The organism is Geomicrobium sp. JCM 19055, assembly GCF_000698185.1.
In the GTDB taxonomy this organism is placed as follows: Bacteria; Bacillota; Bacilli; order Bacillales; family Marinococcaceae; genus Geomicrobium_A; species Geomicrobium_A sediminis.
Map to the genome: position 1 here is coordinate 140,359 of NZ_BAXL01000001.1, position 23,734 is coordinate 164,092.

The following is a 23,734-nucleotide window of genomic DNA, read 5'->3' on the forward strand; positions in this document are numbered from 1 at the left end:
GCAATCGTAGCAATTGTTTGTATGATTGGGCTATTCCTAACACCTTTTGAAGCTCGTTCCTCGGATTTCTTTTAGGGATTTTTTTCCTCAATGATTAGCTTCACGTCCACGTACATTAAAACAGCCGTCGTAGGCTCAGCCGCAGTTGGCGAATCGTCCAACTTCTTCTCAAATGTAATCGCGGGTTTTAGCATGGTCTTACGGTATGGGGTCATTGTACTAGCCGTAATCATTGCACTACTTAATCCTGAGTCATTTACGCTTTGGGCAGTACTTGCTGGGTATGGGGCCTTGTATTTGTTTGTTTCGGTGGACATGCTCTTACAATTACGAAAAGTGAGGTGAAATTATGAGCGCACAATCAATATACTGGACGCCCTTTGAACTTTTTGGCACTCCGATTACGTTCAACGTTACAACGATGATAACGTTTACGATCGCCGGATTAATCGTCTTTCTCTTTACATTCTTAGGAGCAAGAAAAATGGCGATGCGACCAACAGGTCTGCAAAACTTCATTGAATGGGTCGTCGACTTCTGTCGAGGAATCATTAAAGCGAACATGGACTGGAAAACCGGAGGCCGCTTCATCGCACTCGCATATACATTACTTTTCGTAATTTTTGTGTCGAACATGATGGGGATTCCGTTCGAGATGGCAACCTATGAAACACACAGTGTTATTTGGAAGTCACCGACATCTGATCCGTTCTTAGCACTTACACTAGCGGCATTTGTCGTTGTGTTAACACACATCTACGGAATTAAGCTAAGAGGTTCGAAAGAATACCTAATGGATTATTTCCGCCCGAAGTGGTTCTTGTTCCCGTTTAAGATCATTGAGGAGTTTGCGAACACGCTAACACTCGGAATGCGTCTTTTCGGTAACGTATTTGCGAAAGAGGTATTAATGCTTCTTATCGTAGGTCTTGGTGCCTCCAGCTTACTCTGGGGAGGAATTATGTTCGCACCAACAATGGTATGGCAAGCGTTTGGTATCTTTATTGGTTCCTTACAAGCGTATATCTTCGCGATGCTTGCAATGGTTTACATGTCTCACAAAGTTGAGTCGCATTAATTTTATGAATAACGCCTGCTCGCCTATAAGAGCATGTTATCAATTATAAATTTTAACTATATCAAAGGAGGATGTCATTTATGCATCTTGGAATTGGATTAGCAGCTGGACTAGCAGCCGTCGGTGGAGCGATCGGTGTTGCAATTATCGTTAAAGCAGTACTTGAAGGGGTAGCACGTCAACCAGAACTTCGCGGTTCTTTACAAACTCTAATGTTTATCGGGATCCCACTTGCAGAGGCAGTTCCGATTATCGCGATCGTTGTATCGATCCTCATGCTCTTTGGTGTTGGTGCGTAAGTTTTGTCAATCGTAAGAAGATGATGGATGGCGATAGCGTTCTTGTTGTAGAACCTTCGCCATTCCTTATGTATCACTGTTTAACGAATGAGCTGAAAGGAGCGTAAACGATGGAGATACTCTCAGAAGGTATTGAGTGGGGCACGATATTTTATTCATTAGCTGCCTTTACTGTACTCATGCTTATCATTGGTAAGTTCGCCTTAAAGCCTTTAATGGGCATTATGGAGAAACGTCAAAATCAAGTGAACGACGATCTTGACAATGCCGAGAAGAGCCGTGTTGAAGCAGAAAAATACTTGGAGCAACAACGTGAAGAGTTGAAAGCAGCACGTGTTCAGGCACAAGAAACTCTTGAGCAAGCGAGCAAGATGAGTGAGCAACAATCTCGTCAAGTTCTTGAGCAAGCGAAGCAAGAGGCAGAGCGTATTAAAGAAGCTGCCGTTCAAGATATAGAGCGTGAAAAAGAGCAAGCCCTTGAGTCCGTTCGTAATCAAGTCGCCAGCCTTTCTGTTGCCATTGCAACGAAAGTGATTGAGAAAGAATTGGATGAAAAAGAACAAGAGAAGCTTATTGACAGTTACCTAAAAGAGGTTGAAGCAAAATGAGTGACTTCCAAGTAGCTGGACGTTACGGAAGTGCATTATTCCAACTGGCGAAAGAAAAGGAAGTCCTATCTCGCGTAAGCGAGGAGTTGACGACAGTCAAAAGCGTCTTCGAATCACTTCCGGAACTACAAGCCATTCTTGCTCATCCGCGTTTATCCAAGTCTGAAAAACGTGCTTTGCTTCAAGACGGGTTTTCTGCAATGCATGATTACGTAAAAAACACGTTGTACGTTCTTAATGATCGTGATCGCATGGCTGCGTTGCCATACGTCATCGATGAGTTTGTAGCACTTGCTAACGAAGCTCTTGGCATTGAAGAAGCGACCGTGTATTCCGTAAGAGCGCTAACAGACGAAGAACTTCAAGCGATTAGTGCGAAATTCCAAGCGAAGATCGGCGATCGTGAACTTCGTGTGAAGAACGAAACGGATAAAGATATGTTGGGTGGACTTATCGTTCGTATCGGTGACACTGTATACGATGGTAGTGTTCGTAACCAACTTAAGAAGCTCGAACGACAAATTATGTCAGTGTAAATTGTTAATTGTGAGGGGTGAATAGTATGAGCATCAAACCTGATGAGATCAGTGCGCTGATCAAAGAACAGATTGAGAACTTTCAATCGACAGTTGAAGCCAGCGAAGTCGGTACAATCACCCAAATTGGTGACGGTACGGCACGTGTACATGGCTTAGAAAACGCAAAAGCCGGAGAACTCCTTGAGTTTTCAAACGGTGTTATGGGTCTTGCTCAGAACCTAGAAGAAAACAACGTCGGTGTTGTTATTTTAGGACCATATGATCAAATTCGTGAAGGCGACCAAGTGAAACGTACAGGTCGTATCATGGAAGTACCTGTTGGTGAAGAACTTCTTGGCCGCGTTGTAAACCCACTTGGTCAACCAATTGATGGACAAGGACCAATTGGTACAACGAAGACTCGCCCAATTGAAGCGATCGCACCAGGAGTTATGATCGTAAGTCGGTAGACGAGCCACTTCAAACTGGAATTAAGTCAATCGACTCGATGGTTCCAATCGGTCGCGGACAGCGTGAGTTAATTATCGGAGACCGTCAAACAGGTAAAACGCAAGTAGCGATCGATACAATTCTTAACCAAAAAGAAGAAGACGTTATTTGTATTTACGTAGCAATCGGTCAAAAGCAATCAACAGTTGTAGGTCTTACTGAGACACTTCGTCAAAAAGGTGCTCTTGACTATACAATCGTTGTTGCCGCAAACGCATCGGACCCAGCACCACTTCTTTACCTCGCACCTTATGCAGGGGTATCAATGGGTGAAGAGTTCATGTACAACGGCAAGCACGTATTGATTATTTATGATGATCTTACGAAACAAGCAGCTGCTTATCGTGAGCTTTCATTACTTCTTCGTCGTCCTCCAGGTCGTGAAGCATATCCAGGGGATGTATTCTACCTACACTCTCGTTTACTCGAGCGTGCGGCTAAGTTGAGCGATGCAAAAGGTGGCGGTTCGATTACGGCACTTCCATTCATCGAAACACAAGCTGGTGACATCTCTGCATACATTCCGACAAACGTAATTTCAATTACAGACGGACAAATCTTCTTGCAGTCTGACCTCTTCTACTCAGGTGTGCGTCCTGCCGTTAACGCAGGTAGCTCAGTATCTCGTGTAGGTGGTTCAGCACAGATTAAAGCAATGAAGAAAGTAGCAGGTACGCTACGTCTAGACCTCGCATCATTCCGTGAGCTTGAGTCATTCTCACAGTTCGGTTCTGACCTAGATGAGTCAACGAAAGCAAAGCTTGCTCGTGGACAACGTACCGTAGAAATGTTGAAACAAGACTTGAACTCTCCGATTCCGGTTGAGAAGCAAGTTGCGATTATCTATTCTCTTGTTAACGGATTCCTCGATGATATCCCAGTAGCAGACGTTCTTCGCTTCGAGAAAGAATTGTTTACGTACATGGATAACAACGCTGCAGAATTGCTTAAAGCATCCGCCAAACAGGTAACCTTCCTGATAAAGAAGAATTCAACGGTGTCATCTCTGAGTTCAAGAAGACATTTAGTACTTCTGACGAAGAGTAACGTTTTGAGTTCAGTGAAAAGGTGGTGAGACGACAGTGGCTTCTTTACGTGAGATAAAGTCAAGAATTAATTCTACGAAAAAGACGAAGCAAACGACCAAAGCGATGCAAATGGTTGCTGCATCTAAGCAGCGCCGTGCCCTAGCAAAAGCGCAAGCTTATCAACCATATATGGAGAAGATCCAAGAGGTTGTAGGAAGTATCGCAACTGGCGACACCGACATCAGCCATCCGATGATGGAGAGCCGTGAGGTGAAAAAGACCGGTTATGTAGTTATTACATCTGACCAAGGTCTAGCTGGTGGTTATAACGCAAGTCTCATTCGTGATTTGACGAAGAAACTCAAAGAACGACACAAGTCAACGGATGAATATACAATCATCATGGTCGGTAAAATCGGCCGTGATAATGCAAGACGACTCGGTCTCCCAGTGAGTGAGGTCGTAACTGAACTCTCTGATTCACCATCATTTGATGAGATCAAAACGATTACTCGTAAAGCGATCGGTATGTTTGAGAACGAGGAAATTGATGAGCTGTACATGTGGTACAACCACTTTGTCAGCGCGATCCGTCAAGATGTGACAGAGAACAAGTTATTACCGCTTACTGATTTGGCTGAGGAACTTGGCGAAAATGCAAGTGCTACGCCAAGTTACGAGTACGAACCAAATGAAGCTGTAATCCTAGAAGGTCTTCTCCCACAATACGGTGAGAGCTTAATCTATGGAGCTTTGCTTGATGCAAAGGCTGCTGAGTTTGGTGCGAGAATGACTGCGATGAGCGCTGCGTCCGATAACGCAGATAGCCTCGTTGGTGAGTTAACGCTCGTGTATAACCGTGCTCGTCAAGCTGCGATTACCCAAGAAATTAACGAGATTGTTAGCGGTGCGAATGCTGCCAACTAATCGATTATAGAACGACAGCAGGATTACAAAGGAGGTCAAAAGGATGAGCAAAGGAAGCATCACTCAAGTGATGGGTCCAGTTGTTGACGTTCGCTTTAATAGTGGCGAACTTCCAGAACTCAACAACGCCTTACTTGTTGAACAAAAAGCAACATCTGAAAATGATGCTGATATTAACGTTACACTTGAAGTCGCTCTCCACCTTGGTGATGATACAGTCCGTACCGTAGCCATGGGTTCAACAGACGGTTTGCAACGTGGAACTGCAGCTGTTGACACTGGAGCGCCGATTTCTGTACCAGTAGGTGAAGCAACACTTGGTCGTGTATTTAACGTAACCGGTGATGCAATTGACTTGGACGAGCCAATCCCGGCTGACGTACCAAGAGACCCAATTCACCGTCAACCACCAGAATTTGATGACATGACAACGAAAACAGAGATTCTTGAAACAGGAATTAAAGTCGTTGACTTACTCGCTCCTTACGTTAAGGGTGGTAAGATCGGTCTATTCGGTGGTGCAGGTGTAGGTAAAACTGTACTCATTCAAGAGTTAATCAACAACATCGCTCAAGAGCACGGCGGGATTTCAGTATTCGCAGGTGTAGGTGAGCGTACTCGTGAAGGAAACGACCTTTTCCACGAGATGACGGACTCTGGCGTTATTCGTAAAACTGCCATGGTTTTCGGTCAGATGAACGAGCCGCCTGGTGCCCGTATGCGTGTAGCACTTACTGGTCTTACGATGGCGGAGCACTTCCGTGACCGCGAAGGCGCGGACGTACTTCTTTTCGTTGATAACATCTTCCGTTTTACGCAAGCAGGTCAAGAGGTATCTGCCTACTCGGCCGTATGCCTTCAGCGGTAGGTTACCAGCCAACGCTTGCAACAGAGATGGGTCAACTTCAAGAGCGTATCACGTCTACGAAAAAAGGTTCAGTTACGTCGATCCAAGCGATTTACGTACCTGCCGATGACTATACGGACCGGCTCCAGCAACGACATTTGCTCACTTGGATGCAACAACAAACCTTGAGCGTCGTCTTTCTGATATGGGTATCTACCCTGCCGTGGATCCACTTGCATCAACATCACGTGCACTTTCTTCTGAAATCGTCGGTGAAGAGCACTACAACGTTGCGATGAACGTACAGCAAACACTTCAAAAGTATCGTGAACTTCAAGATATTATCGCCATCCTCGGTATGGACGAGTTATCTGAAGACGATAAGCTTGTCGTAGCTCGTGCGCGTCGTATCCAGTTCTTCCTTTCTCAGAACTTCCACGTTGCTGAGCAGTTCACAGGCATGGAAGGTTCTTACGTTCCAGTTGCTGAGACTGTTCGTGGCTTCAAAGAAATCCTTGAAGGTAAACACGACGACGTTCCAGAGGACGCATTCCGTCTTGTAGGTGGAATCGATAAAGTTCTCGAAAAAGCACAGAAATAGTAAACCCGTTGGAAAAGGAGGACGATTACTTTGAAAACCATCAATGTTAGCGTCGTTACCCCTGACGGGAGCGTTTACGAAAATGATGTGCAAATGATTTCTGCGAGAACCGAAGTCGGAGAAATCGGTGTCCTACCTGGACACATTCCGCTCGTCACTCCACTAATCATCGGAACAGTCCGGTTGAAACGAGATGGCGGTGAAGATCAAATCTCTGTGAGCGGTGGCTTCATGGAAGTTCGCCCTGACAAAGTAACGATTCTCGCACAATCAGCCGAGCGCCCAGAAGATATAGATGTTGATCGCGCAAACGAGTCAAAATCTCGTGCCGAAGAACGTCTACGTAACGACAATGATGTCGATCAAAAACGGGCAAAAGCATCTCTAAAAAGAGCTGAAACTCGTTTACAAGTAGCAGGTAAATAATAAAAAGCTGTCTTGACCATTAGGTCAGGCAGCTTTTTTGCGGGGTCAGTCCCCCGCTGCTTTAAAGCGATGGGGGACTGACCCCGCACGAATTGATTATTCATACAACTGTCACAATTACGAATGTGATTTCTTGGGTTCTTTGCATAGTAATAATCTTGGATTATCTGTGGATTTTTACCATAAAAATGCTAGGTTTTACTTAACTAAAAGGGCGATTAGGAGGGATCGTCATAAAGCTGTCAAAACCCTTTTAAACTGAGTCTATTCGCTCTGTCGACATGTTCAAAAGCATTTGATATAATTAACCCGTTGTGGATTTTTAGTGAGGTCCGTTTGATTAGTCGAAAGATTACATAGTAGTCGATCGAACAGAAAGGAATTTTTCGCTTGTTAATGTTTGATCATATTGGACAACATGCTCTGTTACACATAACGTTTAGTTTGTTCATACTTGTGATCGTATGGTGGAGTTTACAATCGCTAAAACTTGAAAAGTTAATTCGGCATCCAAAAAGTGGCAGAGGAATGATGCTATTTATTTTGATTGCTGTTGCGATTACTCACCTTGTGACAAGCTTCTTCCTTGAGTACCTAAATCAAGCGTTAAACTTGCGTTATTTGTTTTGATCACTTTTTATGTATGGGGTCAACAAATTCGTAAACACTACAACGTAACAAGAAATAAAACGACACAAAGTAGTACAAAAAGCACGTTTTACAATGGTACACGTTGGGAATAGGCACTTGTAGCCTTTTAAAAAAAATGAAATTTAATTTGTAACTTTTTATGATGCATGTCGTCTTAGTACGTGCGTTTTGAAAAGATACTTATGCAATGTACTTGTATGTAAACGGATGACATAAGACATGACATGAATTTGGTTCCAGCCAAGAATGAATTGGGCGTAACGAACAAGGTCTTGATGGGAACGCCCATCCACGCTAGTGAATAGTATGAGAACGAAGTGAGCATTCCTGTCTGGTTGCCAAGCGATCCAGTATAGCCGATCCGCGGTACAGCGGAGGCGTGTTACAGTGAAATGATTTATTTATGGACGCGGAGGGGAATACGTTGGAAAAAAATTAGAGTCAGAGGAGGCAAACGGCTCAAAGGAACGGTCAAAGCGGAAGGTGCAAAGAACGCCGTTTTACCTGTGCTCGCAGCCTCATTATTAGCCGAAGAAGGAACTAGCACCATATATGATGTACCAGCACTCGCAGATGTATACACGATGAAGAGTGTATTGAATCATTTGCAAATGGATGTTGATTATAAAGACGGGACATTCTATGCAAACGCAGAAGGGTCGTTACGACCGAATGCCCCGTTTGAATACGTGAGAAAGATGCGCGCATCGTTTCTTGTAATGGGTCCACTTTTAGCCCGTACTGGAAACGTTCAAATTGCTCTACCTGGTGGATGTGCGATTGGTTCTAGACCGATTGATCAACACCTTAAAGGATTCGAAGCAATGGGTGCAACCGTTGAGATTGGTCAAGGATATATTGAAGCTCGTGTAGAAGGTCGTCTTCAAGGCGCGAAGATCTACATGGACTTCCCAAGTGTAGGTGCTACAGAGAACATTATGATGGCAGCAGCACTTGCTGAAGGAACGACTGTGATGGAGAACGTTGCAGAAGAACCTGAGATTGTCTGCTTGGCAAACTACTTGAATGCAATGGGAGCAAAAGTTCGCGGAGCAGGAACAGCGACAATTCGCATTGAAGGTGTTGATCGTCTCGTTGCTGCTGATCACACAATTATCCCAGACCGTATTGAAGCTGGAACGTTTATGGTTGCAGCTGCGATTACAGGTGGAGATGTGTTCGTAGAAGGTGCACTTACAGAACACTTACGACCACTCGTTGCCAAGATGCGTGAAATGGGTGTTGTCATCGAGGAAGAAGAGAATGGAATGCGTGTTATCGGTCCAGATATTCTTCGTCCTGTAGATATTAAGACGATGCCACATCCGGGCTTCCCGACAGATATGCAAGCGCAATTCATGGCGTTGTTAACGCAAGCGAAAGGAACGAGTGTCGTTACAGAGACGGTATTTGAGAACCGTTTCATGCACATTGAAGAGTTCCGTCGTATGAATGCGAGCATTAAGATTGAAGATCGTTCAGCGATTGTAACAGGACCTACGAAGTTACAAGGTGCAGAAGTTGCTGCAACAGACTTACGTGCGGCCGCTGCATTGATTCTTGGAGGCCTTGTTGCTGAAGGTGTTACAGAGCTTACAGAGCTTCGCCACGTTGATCGTGGGTATGTGGATATTCACAAGAAGCTTGAGAGCATCGGCGCGCGTATTGAGCGTGTGACGGTTGAAGAGGCAACAGACGAAGATTCTGTGCGCTTGATCGATAACGAAGCCATTAACTAAATAGCATGATCATTAGTGCCGTAGACCGTTCGTGTCTGCGGTTATTTTTTTGTCAAAACTTGACTGTCACACAGCGTTTGCGTACGATTTTGTTAAAGAATGTTGAAATGAAGGAGGGAAAGTGATGGATTGGCGATTTAAAGTTGCAAACCGTGAAGCCTGGATCGGTGTGGCACTTGCTGCGATCAATTTTCTCTGGTGGTATGGATTTGCCTACGGTCTAGGTTCAGGACCTGTCTCGGAATATCAATTTATATTTGGAATGCCGGCTTGGTTTTTTTACAGTTGTGTTGTTGGCTCATTGCTTATGATTGTACTCGTCATCATCGTCGTAAAGTTTTTCCTAACTGAAGTTCCTTTAGATGAGGAGGAAGATCACTCATGAACTGGGGTGTGATGATTCCTCTTATTATTTTTTTAGCGATTGTATTTGTCGTTGGTTTTTGGTCATCTAAGACGGTATATGCGAAGTCGAACTTTATGCAAGAATACTTTCTTGGGAGTCGAGAGCTTGGTGGGTTAATTCTTGCGATGACGATGATTGCTACATATGGAAGTGCGAGTAGTTTCGTAGGTGGGCCAGGTGTTGCATATACAGAAGGACTTGGCTGGGTGCTATTATCGATGGCTCAAGTTGCAACAGGCTATTTCGTCTTGCTCATTCTCGGGAAGAAGTTCGCGATTATGGCACGGCGTTACAACGCAGTTACGCTCGTCGATTACATGAAAGTGCGCTATGACAATAGTAAAGCGGTGGTCATTTTAAGTGCGCTTAGCATTATTATCTTCTTGTTCGCAGCGATGACTGCACAATGGTCGGTGGTGCGCGTCTTATTGAAGCAATTACGGGATTGAGCTATACGACGGCACTTTTTGTGTTTGCGGCAGCGGTACTCGTTTACGTGATTATCGGTGGTTTTCGTGCTATTGCTGTAACTGATATGATTCAAGGTTTAATTATGTTTGTGGGAACGTTAATTCTTTTAGTCGCAACCGTGATTGCTGGCGGCGGCATGCAGAACATTATGACGGAACTTGCTCAAGAGAATGAAATGCTACTTACACCGTTCGGTCATGATGGAAGTTTAACCCCGTTATATGTGTCTTCATTTTGGATCTTAGTCGGTGTTGGGGTTGTTGGGCTTCCGCAAATCGCTGTTCGAGCTATGTCTTACAAAGACTCACGCGCGATGCACCGAGCATTGATTGTCGGAACGATTGTTGTGGCGTTTATGATGTTCGGCATGCATTTAGCAGGTGTGCTTGCGCGTCCAATTTTACCTGGTATCGATGAACCGGATACGGTGATGCCGACGCTCGCGATGACCGTGTTGCCGGCGTGGCTCGCAGGTGTAGTGCTTGCTGCTCCGATGGCTGCGATTATGTCGACGGTTGATGCGTTGCTTCTTATGGTAAGTTCTGCGGTCGTAAAAGATGTGTATTATAACTATGTGAATCCAAAGGCAACGGAGAAGAAGATTAAACAAGTGAGTATTGGTGTGACGAGTGTCTTAGGGATCTCGGTCGTCTTCTTTGCACTTAGTCCCCCGGACTTGCTTATATGGCTGAATTTGTTTGCGTTTGGTGGATTAGAGTCAGCTTTCGTATGGCCATTAGTGCTTGGGCTCTACTGGGCTCGTGGAAACAAATACGGAGCATTGGCATCAATTATTCTTGGGGTTGGCAGTTACATTGCCATTTCTGTCTTTGCACCAGAACCGTTTGGCATGCACTCTGTCGTTCTTCCGGTCGTCTTATCACTTGTTGGTTATGTGCTTGCGAGTCTTCTTACGAGTTCAAAGCAGTCTCATACAATTGAAACGTCCTGATTCGATTTATTCCTGATGTTCTATTTGTGTTTTTGACGCCATACGATGATAGTGGTTCAGTCAAGACAGATGCAAGTGGACAAGTAGGAATGGAGGGACTTCAGATTTGAAGCAAATCTTCGTCGTCATCAGTGTACTAACTAGTGTATGTATCGTCCTTCCCGCTGTACTCGTGATGCTATTCTCTGATTCGAGGGCAGCAACGGACCTTGCCGTAGACCATGTGACAGAAGACCAAGAAGAAAGAGCTGAAGAAGAAGTGGGCAAAGAGGAAGTTGAAGAAGTGTTTGTCCCTGTATACCGTGATGCAAGTGAGACGGTTCAAGAAGTGGAGCTTGAACAATACGTTGCCGGGGTCGTCGCAAGTGAGATGCCTGCATCATTTGAGATGGAAGCGTTAAAAGCACAAGCACTTGTTGCGAGAACGTTTGTTGTGAAGCAGATGGAGAATGAAGAAAACATCCAATTACCAGAAGGCGCACTCGTGACCGATACGACGTCGCACCAAGTCTATCATAGTAACGAAGAGCTTCAAGAGTTATGGGGCAGCGACTATGACGAGAAGATGGAACGAATTCAAAAAGCGGTTTACGCAACCAAAGGCGAAGTGATTACCCACGAAGGAACGCCGATTACTGCGTCGTTCTTTTCGACAAGCAATGGTTATACGGAGAATGCCGAAGATTACTGGGCAAATGAGCTGCCCTATTTAAAAAGTGTTGAAAGTCCGTGGGATCAAAACAATTCCCCGCGTTTTACGAACACAGTAAGGATTCCAGTAAGTGATGCAGAAGCGAAGTTAGGTGTAAGTATCCCTGCTACGGAAGAATTCGCTCCAATTACGGAAAGAACAGAAGGCGGGCGTGTGCAAGAAGTTACGATTTCAGGGGAAACATTTCACGGTAGAGAGATTCGTGAAGCGTTAGGACTTGATTCAAGTGATTTCTCGTGGCATAGGGAAGCCGATGAACTCGTCGTAAGTACAAAAGGCTGGGGTCACGGTGTAGGCATGAGTCAATACGGAGCGGACGGTATGGCGAAGAGCGGAAACAGTTATGAAGAGATCGTCGCTCATTATTACCAAGAAATCCAAATTGAAAATCATCACTCACAACTTGCACAGTATGCACTAAACACTGTTGAAGAGGATGAGTAATATGGAGAGTTGTCCTTTGGGGGCAACTCTTTTTGATTGTTTTTCAAGAACTATCTAAAAATTTTTTTTAATAGGTGTATATCTTTCTGTGAAAATGATCAGACTGGTTGCTGAGGTGGTGATCAAATGAAAGATCAAGAGAAAAAAAGTTTCTCAGGAACAAGAAAATCAAGGCCAAATGAAACAAATAACAAAAAAACCGTGGTTTTGGCCAGCTGTTTATCTTAGCGTTTGTGCCGTGTTACTCAGTTCATTTTTTATCTTCCAAGGTGGCGGAACTGACCTTGCAGATGATGAGGGAGAGCCAGCAGAAGAAGAAAGCATCTTCGACTTTGGAAACGATGCAAATGATGAAGAAGCAATGCCAGTTGGTGTTGAAGAAGAGCACATGCAACTCCCAGTTTTTGATGAGTCTGTCGTAGAAGTTGTTGGACATTTCTATGATCATAATGCGACGGCCGAAGAGCAAGAAGCTGCACTCGTTTACTACAACCAGACGTATTACCAAAATAAAGGAATTGACCTTGCGAATCCAGACGGAGAGTCATTTGACGTAACAGCAGCTCTTAGCGGTGAAGTCATTAAAGCTGAACAAGATCCACTTTTAGGACATGTTGTTGAAATCTCTCACGGTTCAGATCTTGTAACTGCGTATCATAGTTTAGAAGGGTTACAAGTTGAAGAAGGCGATACCGTAACAAAAGGAACAATCATTGGTTCAGCTGGAGAAAATGAGTACAATCAAGATGCAGGCGTACACGCACACTTTGAAGTTCGTCAAAGTGGTGTTGCTTACAACCCGATGGAAGCATTAGACCTACGTATGGCTGACATGTCATTTGATGATTCAGAAGGAATTCAAGAAGGTACAACACCAGCAGATGAAACGGATACGCCTCTGACGAAGAAGGCGAAGATGAAGCAGATGAACGTGAAGATGAAGACGCTCCCGTAGAAGATGAGTCAACGGATGAAGACGATTCAGACGACGAAGATACAGAAGAATAATAAATGGCAAAACGCTTAAGTCCTCGATTTCGGGGGCTTTTTTTTGTGCGCAATGCCATTAGCATCGGGAATTTCCATGAAAGCGCTTTATTTAAATTTTCAAAAAAATTGTTCTTGCTTTTTCCTTTTTGAAGGATTATGATAATTTTCATAACGTTAGATGTTAACTATATTTACATAAGGGGGAGGAGCATGAAGAAAGTTGAAGCAATCATCCGTCCTGAACATTTCCAAACGCTTCGCAAACGATTAGAGGATTTTGGCGTGAAAGGCTTAACTGTATCTGAAGTAGCGGGTTGTGGGAAGCAGAAAGGTCAAGAAGGGGTCTTTCGAGGGAATAAGTTTGAAGTGACGTTGCTTCCTAAAGTTAAGATCGAAATGGTCATTGGCGAAGAACAGCTGGATGAAATTATCGAACTTATAACTGAATGTTCTTATACCGGTAAAGTTGGCGATGGCAAGATTTTTGTTTTTGATGTTCAAGAAGCGATTCGAATTCGCACGAAGGAACGTGGAGTTGAAGCAATCTCTTAAAACGAGAAAGAAACGACTAAGGAGGAACGAATATGGATGCTGTTGCAGTAGATACGATGTGGGTCATGATTGCAACGTTTTTAGTTTTCTTTATGCATGCAGGGTTCGCAATGTTAGAAACCGGGTTTTCTAGATCGAAGAACGCGGTGAACATTCTTATGAAGAACTTACTAACGATGGCGGTAGCTGTTATTGCGTTTTACGTCGTTGGCTTTGCTTTATGTTTGGCGATACAGCTGGTGGAATTCTAGGGATGAGTGGCTTTGCTTTAAGTGGTGTTGAAGACATTGGCTTCTTTGCATTCCAAGCAATGTTTGCAGCGACTTGTGCGACAATCATTTCAGGGGCTGTCGCTGAGCGGATGAAGCTTGGCAGCTACATTGCGCTAGCGGTAGCGATGGTTGTGATTATCTATCCAATGGTCGGACACTGGATTTGGTCAGACAATGGTTGGCTCGCAAACCTCGGTTTCGTTGATTTTGCTGGTTCGACAGTTGTTCACTTTACCGGTGCAGCAGCGGCTGCGGTAGCGGTGTTCATCCTTGGTGGTCGAATCGGGAAGTACAATAAGGACGGTTCGGCGAATGCAATTCCAGGACACAACTTGCCGCTCGGTGCTCTCGGTGTATTTATTCTTTGGTTCGGTTGGTTTGGTTTTAATGGGGGAAGTACATTGTCTCCGGCGGATCCGTTGTTAACGTCAATTGTCGTTTGTACAGCACTAAGTGCTTCAGGTGGAGTTGTCGCAACCGCCCTTTACACAATGCTTAAATACAAGCGAGTTGATGGCTCACTTACAATGAACGGTGCACTTGCCGGTCTCGTTGGGATTACTGCTGGTGCTGCCGACGTTGCACCGATCGGTGCCCTCATTATGGGTCTTGTGGCAGGGGTCATTCTTGTTGAAGCCGTTGCACTCCTTGATAACAAATTAAAGCTTGATGATCCAGTTGGTGCGATTGCTGTTCATGGGATTTGTGGGATTTGGGGAACCGTAGCTGTCGGATTATTTGCCCTCGAAGGTGGGCTGTTCTACGGCGGTGGTGTTGCACTTCTAGGCATACAAGCACTCGGCGTTGCAGCAGTCATGGCTTGGGTACTCGGTTCTACTTTCGTAGTTGTTAAGATTATTGGTGCATTAGGCGGAGGTATTCGTGTTAGTGAAGAAGAAGAACTTGCTGGTCTCGACTTTAGTGAACACGGTTCAAATGCATACGATCAAGCTCAACTGCCTTAGGACTTGGGAATAGACAGAGCACAGCCGGTGGGTGAAGATTTAATTACCCGACTTGATTCCATTGCAACGGATAAAAAAAGGTGCGAGTGTTTAAATGAATTTTTGAGGCGCGGTCTGTTGACCGTGCTTTTTTTGCGTTTAGGAGCTTAGAAGCGGTCATTTCCAAATGTAAGAATCTAATCATCCCAATCGGTGCATGAGCTTGCGAGAAGCTCCATATCCTTTCTAAAGGATTATGTGATGGTAGAAGGCCTTTTAGTTAAACGCGTGAAGTCACAGTGGATCTCCGTGAGAACGAAAGGGAATTTGGTTCGCAGTTTTAGTGAATGCTCGACGCAACATAAGTAATAAAGGGGAAGGTTCTTAACTTTTTTTTAGGTAAAACGGGCAGGTAGCGGTGTTTTTTTGGAAGCTTTTTTTGTGCAAACCCTTGTCCTTACTGACTTTTTGGTATATCTGCCAGTCTAGGTTAATAAACTGTAACAAACCATCCAGACTGGGAGGCGAGCGGTGTGCATGACTACATCAAAGAGCGAACGATCAAGATTGGAAGGTACATTGTGGAAACCCGTAAAACCGTCCGGACAATCGCCAAGGAATTCGGTGTTTCTAAAAGTACTGTTCATAAAGATTTAACGGAGCGATTACCCGAAATTAACCCAGAACTTGCGAATGAGGTGAAAGTGATTCTTGAATATCACAAATCAATTCGTCACCTTCGAGGGGGAGAGGCGACGAAAGTAAAGTATAAGAAGAACACAGAATCTGTATCGCAACGATAGTTACGTACACAACTTTTTTTCAGAATTTTTAACATAATTATTCAAGAGGGTTTGATCGCTTTTTCATGTTGCGATCAACCTTTTTTTAACTCGGAGTGAAGACAAGCTTGCCGTTAAAACTGAGTGACGATTCAGTCAGAGTGTGATAAGCTATAAATTGAATATTCTAACGAGTTGGGAGAGAGTTCGATGCTAAAAGACGCAGTAGATTTACCCGTCATTGCAGCGCCAATGTTTCTCGTTTCCGGAACAGAGTGGGTGATCGAGACTTGTAAGCAAGGAGTGATCGGCACCTTTCCGCTACTTAATGCCCGTACTGGTGAAGCGCTTGAAGAATGGATGACGGAGATTAAGACAGAGCTTGAGAAAGCGAAAGAAGAGAATCCAGATCAAACCATCGCACCGTGGGGTGTGAACTTAATTGTTCATAAGTCCAATGCGCGTTACGAAGAAGACTTAGAGCGAATTCGTCACTTTCAGCCGCCACTCGTTATTACGTCTTTAGGAAATCCAACGCCTGTCGTTGATGTCGTACATAGTTACGGAGGCAAAGTGTACTCCGATGTCATTACGACGAAGCATGCGAAAAAGGCTGCAAGTGTCGGTGTTGATGGACTCATTCTCGTCTGCGCAGGAGCAGGTGGACACGGAGGGCTGCTCAATCCGATGGCGTTCATTTCGGAAGTGAAGCAATTTTTTTGATGGGACAGTCGTGCTTGCAGGTTGTATTTCAAATGGGAATGAAGTGCTCGCAGCAGAGGTTCTTGGCGCAGACTTTGCGTACATGGGGACAAGGCTGATTGCAACGACTGAATCGATGGCAAATGACGGATATAAAGAAATGCTCATCAACTCTAAAGTTGATGATATTCTCTATACAGATGCCATTAGCGGTGTAAACGCGAATTTCCTCGTACCGAGTATGCAAGCAGCAGGGCTTGACCCGGCGAATTTGCAGCCTGCAGGTGAATACGATGCCAACCGCTCAAGACGAGAAGCAAAGTCTTGGAAAGATATTTGGAGCGCGGGTCAAGGTGTTACATCAGTCAATCAGATTTCGAGCTTGAAAGATACGATTGATGAGTTAAAGCGAGAATACAAGCAGGCCATTGATGTAACCGCTGCCAAACGATAAATTATACGAACAAATACGCATGCAAAAGCCTGATCTTCGACGAGTAGGAGGATCAGGGCTACTTTTTTCTCTGTCTATTCATTTAGTGTCCCGAATCGATTCAAAGGCCAATAACGAAGGCTTGCTTTTCCGACGATCTCGTCTTCTGAAACGAAACCACTTGCTCGGCTGTCGATGCTGTTGTTGCGATTATCACCAACGACAAAGTATTCGCCTTCTGGGATCACTTGTCCTTCACCGATCATGTCAAATGTAAAGTCTTCGGTTGTATCATCCGTGAACGGTTCGTCAATCGGTTGTTCGTTTATATAGAGAGTATCATCCGCATATTCCACTTCATCGCCAGGGAGTCCAATTACGCGTTTCACGTGGTCGTTATGTTCATCGTAATGGAAAACGATAACATCAAAGCGATCAGGTTCTGAAAATGTATAGGCCATTTTATTAATGACCATACGGTCACCGTGTTCGACCGTGGGCATCATTGATGAGCCGTTTACGAGATAATTACCAAGTAAAAATGTTCGGACGACGAACAAAATGACGATAACGATAATAAATGTCTTAATCCATGACCAGAGTTCCTTCATCAATGCAAAGCCCCCTCTTTCTATATTGATTGTACACCAGTCATGTTTCAGTCTGCTACAAGGAATCTTCAAAGTTTCATTACAAATGAATGAAAGTTCGTTCCATCCAATACAGAGTGACTGAAGAGTCGTTCAATATAGGGGCTTACTAAGTATGGATAAGAGCAAGCAAAAAGCCTGCTCCCTATAAGTGCATAGCCATTAATCTAAGTCTGCTTCGTCTGTGTTGCTATGGATCCTTCGGAAACTTGTAAGTGTAAGTCGTCACCATTGATGTGCGCATTAACTTCTGGTTCATTTGGGGTGTTTAAATCTTCATCGTTGCAAGCGGCAAGGGCGCTAATGACAAGAATGGATGAAAGAGCACCGTACATCATACGTTTATCCATTTTTAGAACCTCCTTCTTGCTAACAGGTTTCCCACTCGATTTAAGAACATGCATCGAATGAATAAAAGGACATGACCATATACTAAAAGTAATAAGCAGATTGCTGTTCATTTGTGAGTCTTTTGTGTATGGTGTCTTATAGGTATTAGATGCAAGAAGAAAGGATGTATCGAATGACTAAGCTCGCCTTGTCGGTATTGGATTTGGCGCCTGTATTGCCGGAACAAACCGCTACAGATGCGTTTCATAATAGTAAAGAACTTATTCAACATACAGATGAACTCGGCTACTATCGCTATTGGGTAGCTGAACATCATAATATGGAAAGTATTGCAAGTTCAGCTACGGCTGTTTTGATTGGTTACTTGGCAGGCCATAGTAAGAACATTCGTGTTGGCTCTGGTGGCATTATGCTCCCAAATCATGCGCCACTGATCGTCGCAGAACAGTTTGGAACATTGGAAAGCATGTATCCAGGACGAATCGATCTTGGAATTGGTAGAGCGCCAGGGACGGACCCGATGACGGTCCAAGCGTTACGCAGTGATACGAGAAATGCCGTGAATCAATTTCCTGAAAACGTCAATGAAATTTTACAATATTTAAGTGATGCTGATCTGCCTGTAAAAGCATATCCGGGTCACGATACGAACGTCCCTGTGTATCTTTTAGGGTCGAGTACGTACGGTGCACAACTGGCAGCAGCGATGGGATTGCCGTATGCGTTTGCCAGTCACTTTGCACCAAAGGAACTTCACAATGCGCTTAAGATCTATCACGAGCGTTTCCAGCCATCGGAGTACTTGGATGAACCTTATGCTATGGTAACCGTCAATGTGACATTAGCGGATACGGTTGAAGAAGCAGAGCGGTTAGCTTCAACAAGTAAGTTGAAGTTCTTAAGCATTATCCGTGGGAACCGTACCATTGATACAGCACCTGTTGACAACGTTGATGACTACATGTCGCCAATGGAAAGAGAACAAGTGATGAGCATGCTGAAATACTCATTCGTCGGTGATCAAGCTAAAGTTGCCGAAGAGTTAAAAGCGTTCCATGACGAAACGCGCTTCCAAGAATTAATCGTCACAACAGACATTCATGACCAAGAGAAACGACGCTACAGCTACACGTTGCTAAAAGAGTTATGGAATGATCTAGATATCTAAGCAAAAGGAGCTACCTGGACAAGGTAGCTCCTTTTGTTATTCAACCAAGCGTTTAATCGCACGTAAGTCTAAGTTCCCACCACTTGCAACAACGACAACGTTCCCACCGTGATGCGTCACTTTTCCAGAACGAAGAGCAGCGAGCGTGACACTTCCAGACGGTTCAACGACTTGTTTCATTCGTGATAAGTAAAATACGAATGCCTCACGTATTTCCTCTTCGCTGACTGTAATAATCTCATCGACATGTTCCTCAATAATTGGGAAGGTCATCTCGCCTGGTGTTGATGCCCTTAGCCCATCAGCGATTGTATCTGCACGATCAATCGTGATCCGTTGACCCGCTTTGCGAGATTTTAACGTGTCACTTGCGTTTTCAGGTTCTACACCGATGACTTTAATCTTTGGATTGATGTGTTTAATCGCAGTGCTAATGCCAGATATGAGTCCTCCGCCCCCAATCGGAACGATGACAACTTCAGGATCGTGGACTTGCGAAAGAATTTCTAAACCGACCGTTCCTTGACCGGCCATGACCGCTTCATCATCATACGGAGGGATGAAAGTGGCATTGAGTTGTTCTACGAGTTGTTCTGCGTAGTGGAGTCGCTCTGAAGACGTCGTACCGACGTGGACGACTTCTGCACCGTAATTACGAATGGCTTCTTCTTTCGCTGCATTTGCGTTCTCAGGAATGACAATCGTAGCTGGGATCCCAAGCTCTCGAGCGACAAAGGCAACCGCTTGACCGTGATTGCCTGAAGAGGCGGCAACGAGATGGCGCGCTCCTTGGTCCTTGGCGATCATAACGCAATTTGTAGCGCCGCGAATTTTAAAGGAACCGGTTTTTTTGTAAATGTTCGGATTTAATATATACGGATGCACCAGTTTGTTCATCTAATGTGCGTGATGTAAGTACAGGGGTAACGTGTACAGTGTTGTGCAAACGAACCCGTGCTTCGTTTAATGCTTTGATCGTAATCATCAACGTTCACTCCTTTTGGTGGACATTCGCCATCGATAGTAAAATTCCTTTTTTTTCGACAAGTCAAACCGCAAAGTAGTGAATTCGGCATGTTTTCTCTGTCTTTGGTCATAATGAAAATAACAAAAGATTCGTTCCTTAGATTCATATTTCGACATCGTTGTGGTAAAATAAAGCATTAGTGAGTACGGATTTTGTTCGGTTCTTGATCATGTATATTGAGAGGAAGGTGCCAAATGTTTGGCAGAGATATAGGAATAGATTTAGGGACCGCAAATGTGCTAATGCACATTAAAGGTCGAGGCATTGTATTAAATGAGCTTCAGTTGTCGCAATTGATAAAACGACAGGCAAAGCGCTAGCGGTTGGAGAAGAAGCGTTTCGCATGGTCGGTAGAACACCCGGTAATATCGTTGCGACACGTCCGATGAAAGACGGAGTCATTGCTGACTTTCATCTTACAGAAGCAATGCTTAGACATTTCCTTGCAAAAGTGAATGTGAAGTCTTCCTTTGTTAAACCGAGAATCTTAATTTGTTGTCCAACAGACATTACTTCTGTTGAGCAAAAAGCCATCCGTGAAACGGTTGAGAAAAGCGGTGGGAAGAACGTCTACTTAGAAGAAGAGCCGAAGGTCGCAGCGATTGGCGCTGGTATGGACATTTTCCAACCGAGCGGGAACATGGTCGTAGATATTGGCGGTGGAACGACAGATGTAGCTGTCCTTTCTATGGGCGGGATCGTTACATCGAAGTCAATTAAAACGGCTGGTGACCAATTTGATAGCGACATTTTAGCCTACATTAAACGGAAGTATAAGCTCCTTATTGGTGAGCGGACATCCGAAGAAATCAAAAAGCAAGTCGGAAGCGTTTCGCCAGGAGACCGTAACGAAGAAATGGACATTCGTGGACGAGATATGGTCAGTGGATTGCCTAGAACGATCACAGTTTACTCTGATGAGATTAAAGGAGCACTGAGTGAGTCGGTCGCAAACATTGTGGCGGCAGCGAAGTACGTGCTAGAGCAGACGCCACCAGAACTGTCTGCTGACATTATTGACCGAGGCGTCATCTTAACAGGTGGAGGAGCGCTTCTTCACGGAATGGATTCACTCTTAACCGACGAGTTAAAAGTACCGGTCTTAATTGCTGAAGAACCGATGCACTGTGTGGCAGTTGGAACGGGGATTATCTTAGAGAATCTCGACAAAATGTCAACGCGTCTTAAAGCCTAACGATTGGAGGAGGGTAGCTATGATCCGAGGATTTTACAATGCAGCATCAGATGATTACCCAGCAACGTCGTACCGACGTTCTAAACGACAATTTAGCAAACGTCACAACACCTGGATACAAAGCAGATCACGCAAGCGTTCGTGCTTTTCCGAACATGCTCATTCAAGCGATGAACACGAATTCAAGGCAACCAATTGGTGAATTGAACACAGGTGTTTACATGCAAGAGCGAACGGCTGATTTTCGTCAAGGGGATTTACGAGAGACGAATGTTGGGACGGATGTTGCCCTATTGCAAGGAATCGTCGGTGAAGGCAGTCTTCTCTTTGTCGTCAGTGATAATGATGGCGGACCGGTTTATACGAGAAATGGGAATTTCACTGTAGATAGCACGGGTTACCTTACGACGAGTAACGGCAATCGTGTGCTTGGAACGGACGGAGAACCTTTACTCGTAACCAATGAATGGTTTAGCGTGAATGACATGGGAACGGTTGTTAATCACGTTGGAGAAGAAGTTGGTCAGATGAACATTGCCTTTGCTGAGGATCATCACGACCTTGTAAAAGCAGGAGATGGACTTCTTCGGTATGATGGAGGCGAATTGCCGAGTGCTGTAGAGAACGAGGCGTTGCCTTATGCATTGCAACAAGGGTTTCTCGAACAATCAAATGTTGATCCTCTGCAAACGATGACAGAACTTATGAGTGCTCATCGTTTGTATGAAGCAAACCAAACGATCTTAAAAGCGTACGATCAGAACATGCAGCGAGCGGCCAACGACATCGGCAAGCTCGGCTAATGAAGGAGTTAGAAGATGCTTACTTCAGCCGTTTCAATGGGACAGCTTCAACAAGGCATTGATACGACCGCGCACAACTTGGCGAACGTCAATACGACGGGATATCAACGTAGAGAAGCGATGTTCTCAGACCTTTTATTCCAACAGATTAATAATCAGCAAGTTCCGCAACCAGAAGGCAACCGCTTAACACCACCTGGCATTCGTTCTGGATCAGGTGCAGCAATGGTCCAATCGGCATTAAGGTTTGAACAAGGATCAGTGAAAGAGAGCGAACGGGACCTGGATTTTGCATTGATTAGCCCGAATCATTTTTTTCCAGTTGAGCGAGAAGGCGAAACGTTTCTAACAAGAGATGGTGCGTTTTACTTATCAGAATCAGGGGATAATACGTGGCGGATCGTCTCAGGAGACGGTGCTGCGTTATTGCAAGCGGATGGCACGCCATTTGAAATTACCGGACAAGCCCAAAGCTTTACCTTACAAGCTGACGGTACCCTCGTTGCCCAAATGGCCGACGGTCAAGACGTGGAACTAGGTACTCTTAATCTTGCAAACGTCAGCAAACCTCAAATGCTCGAGTCAATCGGTAATAACTTATTTGCGTTACCGGACGTTGAGGCGCTTGATCTTACATTGGCAGATGTATTAGAATATGAAGCGGCGAACAACGGGACGGTCGTACAAGGAGCGTTAGAACAAGCGAATGTCGACATGGCCCAAGAGATGGTAAAATTGATGGAAATGCAGCGTTTATATAGCATGCATGCGAGATCTCTCCGTCAAACCGATCAAATGATGGGTCTTGTTAATAGCCTCCGATAAGTACATATTTCACCGATTGTCTTGGAAGAGAAGGGGACTCTCATGGCTGGACATGCAAAGGATGAAGTAAACGAAAACGAAACGAAAGCGATGCGAAAGCAGCGACGAAAAGAAAAACGACAAGAAAAGCGTGCCTTAAAGCGATCACGGAAAGTTCGCTTAGTGCCGATTTGGTTACGACTTGTCCTCATCGTCGTTCTTTTTGCTGCGATGATTGTGCTCGGACTTTTGTTCGGCTATCGAGTCATCGGTGGTGGCGAAGGGTATGATATACTGCAATGGGAAACATGGACAGATCTTTACGACTATATTAGCGGCTAAAGGACGGAAAATCGATGCTAAATACGGAAGAAATTAAAGAGATTATCGCACACCGCTATCCATTCTTACTCATTGACCGTGTACTAGAACTGGAAGAAGGCGAGCGTTGTGTCGCTCTGAAGAACGTTACTGCAAATGAAGAGTTTTTTAATGGACACTTTCCAGGATACCCACTCATGCCAGGCGTTCTAATTGTAGAAGCACTTGCACAAACGGGTGCGGTGGCCCTTTTAAAACACGAGAAATACGCAGGGAAACTAGCGGTCTTTGCAGGCATTGATAATTGCCGGTTCAAAGGACAAGTTACACCAGGCGATCAACTCATCTTAGAAACGACACTAACACGTGTGCGAGGAACGATTGGCAAAGGTCATGCTGTCGCAAAAGTAGACGATAAAGTCGTTGCGGAGCTTGATCTTATGTTTGCACTGACGGATAAAGAGGCGTAAAAACGTCTCTTTTATATATTTATATAGTAAAAGGTTCACAGAACATCCATGAA

At 44.6% G+C, this 23,734-nt stretch carries 25 protein-coding genes and 5 pseudogenes; 26 read left to right on the plus strand and 4 right to left on the minus strand.

The features are described from left to right. The first annotated feature begins 90 nt into the window (after positions 1–90). The 20 genes and pseudogenes from JCM19055_RS26045 (at position 91) to JCM19055_RS31010 (ending at position 16,913) form a co-directional block, all read left to right on the plus strand. Positions 91–345, plus strand: coding sequence for a hypothetical protein (locus tag JCM19055_RS26045; protein WP_152549672.1), 255 nt, complete (start codon positions 91–93; stop codon positions 343–345). Positions 346–349: 4 nt separating this feature from the next. Further along, positions 350–1,078 (plus strand): F0F1 ATP synthase subunit A, encoded by a 729-nt coding sequence (gene atpB / locus JCM19055_RS00745; protein WP_042358126.1) that lies wholly within the window; start codon positions 350–352, stop codon positions 1,076–1,078. 80 nt (positions 1,079–1,158) lie between these two features. After that, a complete protein-coding gene (gene atpE / locus JCM19055_RS00750) occupies positions 1,159–1,377 on the plus strand; it encodes a F0F1 ATP synthase subunit C (RefSeq protein ID WP_042430586.1) in 219 nt (72 codons plus the stop codon). A gap of 110 nt (positions 1,378–1,487) precedes the next feature. Continuing rightward, positions 1,488–1,985 carry a F0F1 ATP synthase subunit B gene (gene atpF, locus JCM19055_RS00755; protein ID WP_042358128.1) on the plus strand — a complete coding sequence of 166 codons (498 nt, stop codon included), beginning with the start codon at positions 1,488–1,490 and terminating at the stop codon, positions 1,983–1,985. Continuing rightward, on the plus strand, positions 1,982–2,521 hold the full coding sequence (locus JCM19055_RS00760; RefSeq protein WP_042358129.1) for a F0F1 ATP synthase subunit delta: 540 nt from the start codon (positions 1,982–1,984) through the stop codon (positions 2,519–2,521). The genes atpF and JCM19055_RS00760 overlap by 4 nt, the downstream gene beginning before the upstream one ends. 26 nt (positions 2,522–2,547) lie before the next feature. Then, positions 2,548–4,060: pseudogene (gene atpA, locus JCM19055_RS00765) on the plus strand (F0F1 ATP synthase subunit alpha). Positions 4,061–4,095: 35 nt separating this feature from the next. After that, positions 4,096–4,968: an ATP synthase F1 subunit gamma gene (gene atpG / locus JCM19055_RS00770; RefSeq protein ID WP_042358130.1), complete on the plus strand. Its 873-nt coding sequence runs from the start codon at positions 4,096–4,098 to the stop codon at positions 4,966–4,968. Positions 4,969–5,011: 43 nt separating this feature from the next. After that, positions 5,012–6,416 (plus strand): annotated as a pseudogene (atpD, locus tag JCM19055_RS00775) (F0F1 ATP synthase subunit beta). Positions 6,417–6,446: 30 nt separating this feature from the next. Next, positions 6,447–6,842, plus strand: coding sequence for a F0F1 ATP synthase subunit epsilon (locus tag JCM19055_RS00780; protein WP_042358131.1), 396 nt, complete (start codon positions 6,447–6,449; stop codon positions 6,840–6,842). Positions 6,843–7,238: 396 nt separating this feature from the next. Continuing rightward, positions 7,239–7,472: a DUF1146 family protein gene (locus JCM19055_RS00785; RefSeq protein ID WP_042358320.1), complete on the plus strand. Its 234-nt coding sequence runs from the start codon at positions 7,239–7,241 to the stop codon at positions 7,470–7,472. A gap of 413 nt (positions 7,473–7,885) precedes the next feature. Further along, positions 7,886–9,232 (plus strand): UDP-N-acetylglucosamine 1-carboxyvinyltransferase, encoded by a 1,347-nt coding sequence (gene murA, locus JCM19055_RS00790; protein ID WP_042358132.1) that lies wholly within the window; start codon positions 7,886–7,888, stop codon positions 9,230–9,232. 124 nt (positions 9,233–9,356) lie between these two features. After that, on the plus strand, positions 9,357–9,617 hold the full coding sequence (locus JCM19055_RS00795; RefSeq protein WP_042358133.1) for a YhdT family protein: 261 nt from the start codon (positions 9,357–9,359) through the stop codon (positions 9,615–9,617). Beyond that, positions 9,614–11,061, plus strand: a pseudogene (panF, locus tag JCM19055_RS00800) (sodium/pantothenate symporter). Before JCM19055_RS00795 ends, panF begins: the two are co-directional and overlap by 4 nt. A gap of 106 nt (positions 11,062–11,167) precedes the next feature. Then, the gene (gene spoIID, locus JCM19055_RS00805) at positions 11,168–12,217 is read left to right on the plus strand and encodes a stage II sporulation protein D (protein WP_042358134.1); all 1,050 of its coding nucleotides are present in this window, start codon (positions 11,168–11,170) and stop codon (positions 12,215–12,217) included. A 178-nt stretch (positions 12,218–12,395) separates the two neighbouring features. Continuing rightward, a complete protein-coding gene (locus JCM19055_RS00810) occupies positions 12,396–13,172 on the plus strand; it encodes a M23 family metallopeptidase (RefSeq protein ID WP_052365737.1) in 777 nt (258 codons plus the stop codon). 245 nt (positions 13,173–13,417) lie between these two features. Then, the gene (locus JCM19055_RS00815; protein ID WP_042358135.1) at positions 13,418–13,759 is read left to right on the plus strand and encodes a P-II family nitrogen regulator; all 342 of its coding nucleotides are present in this window, start codon (positions 13,418–13,420) and stop codon (positions 13,757–13,759) included. 32 nt (positions 13,760–13,791) lie between these two features. Beyond that, positions 13,792–14,978, plus strand: a pseudogene (locus JCM19055_RS00820) (ammonium transporter); the annotation flags it as partial. A gap of 530 nt (positions 14,979–15,508) precedes the next feature. Then, a complete protein-coding gene (gene spoIIID, locus JCM19055_RS00825; RefSeq protein ID WP_042358136.1) occupies positions 15,509–15,778 on the plus strand; it encodes a sporulation transcriptional regulator SpoIIID in 270 nt (89 codons plus the stop codon). A 189-nt stretch (positions 15,779–15,967) separates the two neighbouring features. Beyond that, positions 15,968–16,480, plus strand: a complete 513-nt coding sequence (locus tag JCM19055_RS31005; protein ID WP_370542938.1) for an NAD(P)H-dependent flavin oxidoreductase — start codon at positions 15,968–15,970, stop codon at positions 16,478–16,480. 10 nt (positions 16,481–16,490) lie between these two features. Continuing rightward, positions 16,491–16,913, plus strand: a complete 423-nt coding sequence (locus tag JCM19055_RS31010; RefSeq protein ID WP_370542939.1) for an NAD(P)H-dependent flavin oxidoreductase — start codon at positions 16,491–16,493, stop codon at positions 16,911–16,913. A 74-nt stretch (positions 16,914–16,987) separates the two neighbouring features. Here the strand turns inward: JCM19055_RS31010 and lepB are convergent, their stop codons facing one another. Both lepB and JCM19055_RS00840 read right to left on the minus strand, forming a co-directional pair. Then, positions 16,988–17,503, minus strand: coding sequence for a signal peptidase I (gene lepB / locus JCM19055_RS00835; RefSeq protein ID WP_042358322.1), 516 nt, complete (start codon positions 17,501–17,503; stop codon positions 16,988–16,990). Between the two features lie 206 nt (positions 17,504–17,709). After that, a complete protein-coding gene (locus tag JCM19055_RS00840) occupies positions 17,710–17,892 on the minus strand; it encodes a hypothetical protein (protein ID WP_042358137.1) in 183 nt (60 codons plus the stop codon). Positions 17,893–18,065: 173 nt separating this feature from the next. Here JCM19055_RS00840 and JCM19055_RS00845 point away from each other — a divergent pair, with 173 nt between their 5' ends. Further along, a complete protein-coding gene (locus JCM19055_RS00845; RefSeq protein WP_265181613.1) occupies positions 18,066–19,061 on the plus strand; it encodes an LLM class flavin-dependent oxidoreductase in 996 nt (331 codons plus the stop codon). Positions 19,062–19,097: 36 nt separating this feature from the next. Here JCM19055_RS00845 and JCM19055_RS00850 read toward each other — a convergent pair whose 3' ends face one another. Together JCM19055_RS00850 and JCM19055_RS31015 are read right to left on the minus strand one after the other, a co-directional pair. Further along, entirely contained in the window at positions 19,098–19,868 is a 771-nt protein-coding gene (locus tag JCM19055_RS00850) for a threonine/serine dehydratase (protein WP_370542940.1), read from the minus strand. Between the two features lie 25 nt (positions 19,869–19,893). Beyond that, positions 19,894–20,046: a hypothetical protein gene (locus JCM19055_RS31015; protein ID WP_370542941.1), complete on the minus strand. Its 153-nt coding sequence runs from the start codon at positions 20,044–20,046 to the stop codon at positions 19,894–19,896. A 236-nt stretch (positions 20,047–20,282) separates the two neighbouring features. On the opposite strand from JCM19055_RS31015, the pseudogene JCM19055_RS00855 reads away from it, so the two are divergent. The 5 genes and pseudogenes from JCM19055_RS00855 to fabZ all read left to right on the plus strand — a co-directional run bounded on the left by JCM19055_RS00855 (position 20,283) and on the right by fabZ (position 23,681). After that, positions 20,283–21,283, plus strand: a pseudogene (locus JCM19055_RS00855) (rod shape-determining protein). Positions 21,284–21,321: 38 nt separating this feature from the next. Further along, a complete protein-coding gene (locus JCM19055_RS00860; RefSeq protein WP_370542942.1) occupies positions 21,322–22,086 on the plus strand; it encodes a flagellar hook-basal body protein in 765 nt (254 codons plus the stop codon). Positions 22,087–22,101: 15 nt separating this feature from the next. After that, positions 22,102–22,911 carry a flagellar hook-basal body protein gene (locus tag JCM19055_RS00865; RefSeq protein WP_042358139.1) on the plus strand — a complete coding sequence of 270 codons (810 nt, stop codon included), beginning with the start codon at positions 22,102–22,104 and terminating at the stop codon, positions 22,909–22,911. A gap of 42 nt (positions 22,912–22,953) precedes the next feature. Then, positions 22,954–23,232 (plus strand): DNA-directed RNA polymerase subunit beta, encoded by a 279-nt coding sequence (locus JCM19055_RS00870; protein WP_042358140.1) that lies wholly within the window; start codon positions 22,954–22,956, stop codon positions 23,230–23,232. Between the two features lie 14 nt (positions 23,233–23,246). Then, on the plus strand, positions 23,247–23,681 hold the full coding sequence (gene fabZ, locus JCM19055_RS00875) for a 3-hydroxyacyl-ACP dehydratase FabZ (RefSeq protein ID WP_042358141.1): 435 nt from the start codon (positions 23,247–23,249) through the stop codon (positions 23,679–23,681). Positions 23,682–23,734: the final 53 nt, after the last annotated feature.

Coding starts and splice junctions, on each gene's coding strand:
- JCM19055_RS26045 (WP_152549672.1), top strand. CDS start 91: ATGATTAGCTTCACGTCCACGTACATTAAAACAGCCGTCGTAGGCTCA.
- atpB (WP_042358126.1), top strand. CDS start 350: ATGAGCGCACAATCAATATACTGGACGCCCTTTGAACTTTTTGGCACT.
- atpE (WP_042430586.1), top strand. CDS start 1,159: ATGCATCTTGGAATTGGATTAGCAGCTGGACTAGCAGCCGTCGGTGGA.
- atpF (WP_042358128.1), top strand. CDS start 1,488: ATGGAGATACTCTCAGAAGGTATTGAGTGGGGCACGATATTTTATTCA.
- JCM19055_RS00760 (WP_042358129.1), top strand. CDS start 1,982: ATGAGTGACTTCCAAGTAGCTGGACGTTACGGAAGTGCATTATTCCAA.
- JCM19055_RS00785 (WP_042358320.1), top strand. CDS start 7,239: ATGTTTGATCATATTGGACAACATGCTCTGTTACACATAACGTTTAGT.
- murA (WP_042358132.1), top strand. CDS start 7,886: ATGATTTATTTATGGACGCGGAGGGGAATACGTTGGAAAAAAATTAGA.
- JCM19055_RS00795 (WP_042358133.1), top strand. CDS start 9,357: ATGGATTGGCGATTTAAAGTTGCAAACCGTGAAGCCTGGATCGGTGTG.
- JCM19055_RS00810 (WP_052365737.1), top strand. CDS start 12,396: ATGAAACAAATAACAAAAAAACCGTGGTTTTGGCCAGCTGTTTATCTT.
- JCM19055_RS00815 (WP_042358135.1), top strand. CDS start 13,418: ATGAAGAAAGTTGAAGCAATCATCCGTCCTGAACATTTCCAAACGCTT.
- JCM19055_RS31005 (WP_370542938.1), top strand. CDS start 15,968: ATGCTAAAAGACGCAGTAGATTTACCCGTCATTGCAGCGCCAATGTTT.
- lepB (WP_042358322.1), bottom strand. CDS start 17,503: ATGAAGGAACTCTGGTCATGGATTAAGACATTTATTATCGTTATCGTC.
- JCM19055_RS00840 (WP_042358137.1), bottom strand. CDS start 17,892: ATGGATAAACGTATGATGTACGGTGCTCTTTCATCCATTCTTGTCATT.
- JCM19055_RS00845 (WP_265181613.1), top strand. CDS start 18,066: ATGACTAAGCTCGCCTTGTCGGTATTGGATTTGGCGCCTGTATTGCCG.
- JCM19055_RS00850 (WP_370542940.1), bottom strand. CDS start 19,868: ATGATCGCCAAGGACCAAGGAGCGCGCCATCTCGTTGCCGCCTCTTCA.
- JCM19055_RS31015 (WP_370542941.1), bottom strand. CDS start 20,046: ATGATTACGATCAAAGCATTAAACGAAGCACGGGTTCGTTTGCACAAC.
- JCM19055_RS00860 (WP_370542942.1), top strand. CDS start 21,322: ATGCAGCATCAGATGATTACCCAGCAACGTCGTACCGACGTTCTAAAC.
- JCM19055_RS00865 (WP_042358139.1), top strand. CDS start 22,102: ATGCTTACTTCAGCCGTTTCAATGGGACAGCTTCAACAAGGCATTGAT.
- JCM19055_RS00870 (WP_042358140.1), top strand. CDS start 22,954: ATGGCTGGACATGCAAAGGATGAAGTAAACGAAAACGAAACGAAAGCG.
- fabZ (WP_042358141.1), top strand. CDS start 23,247: ATGCTAAATACGGAAGAAATTAAAGAGATTATCGCACACCGCTATCCA.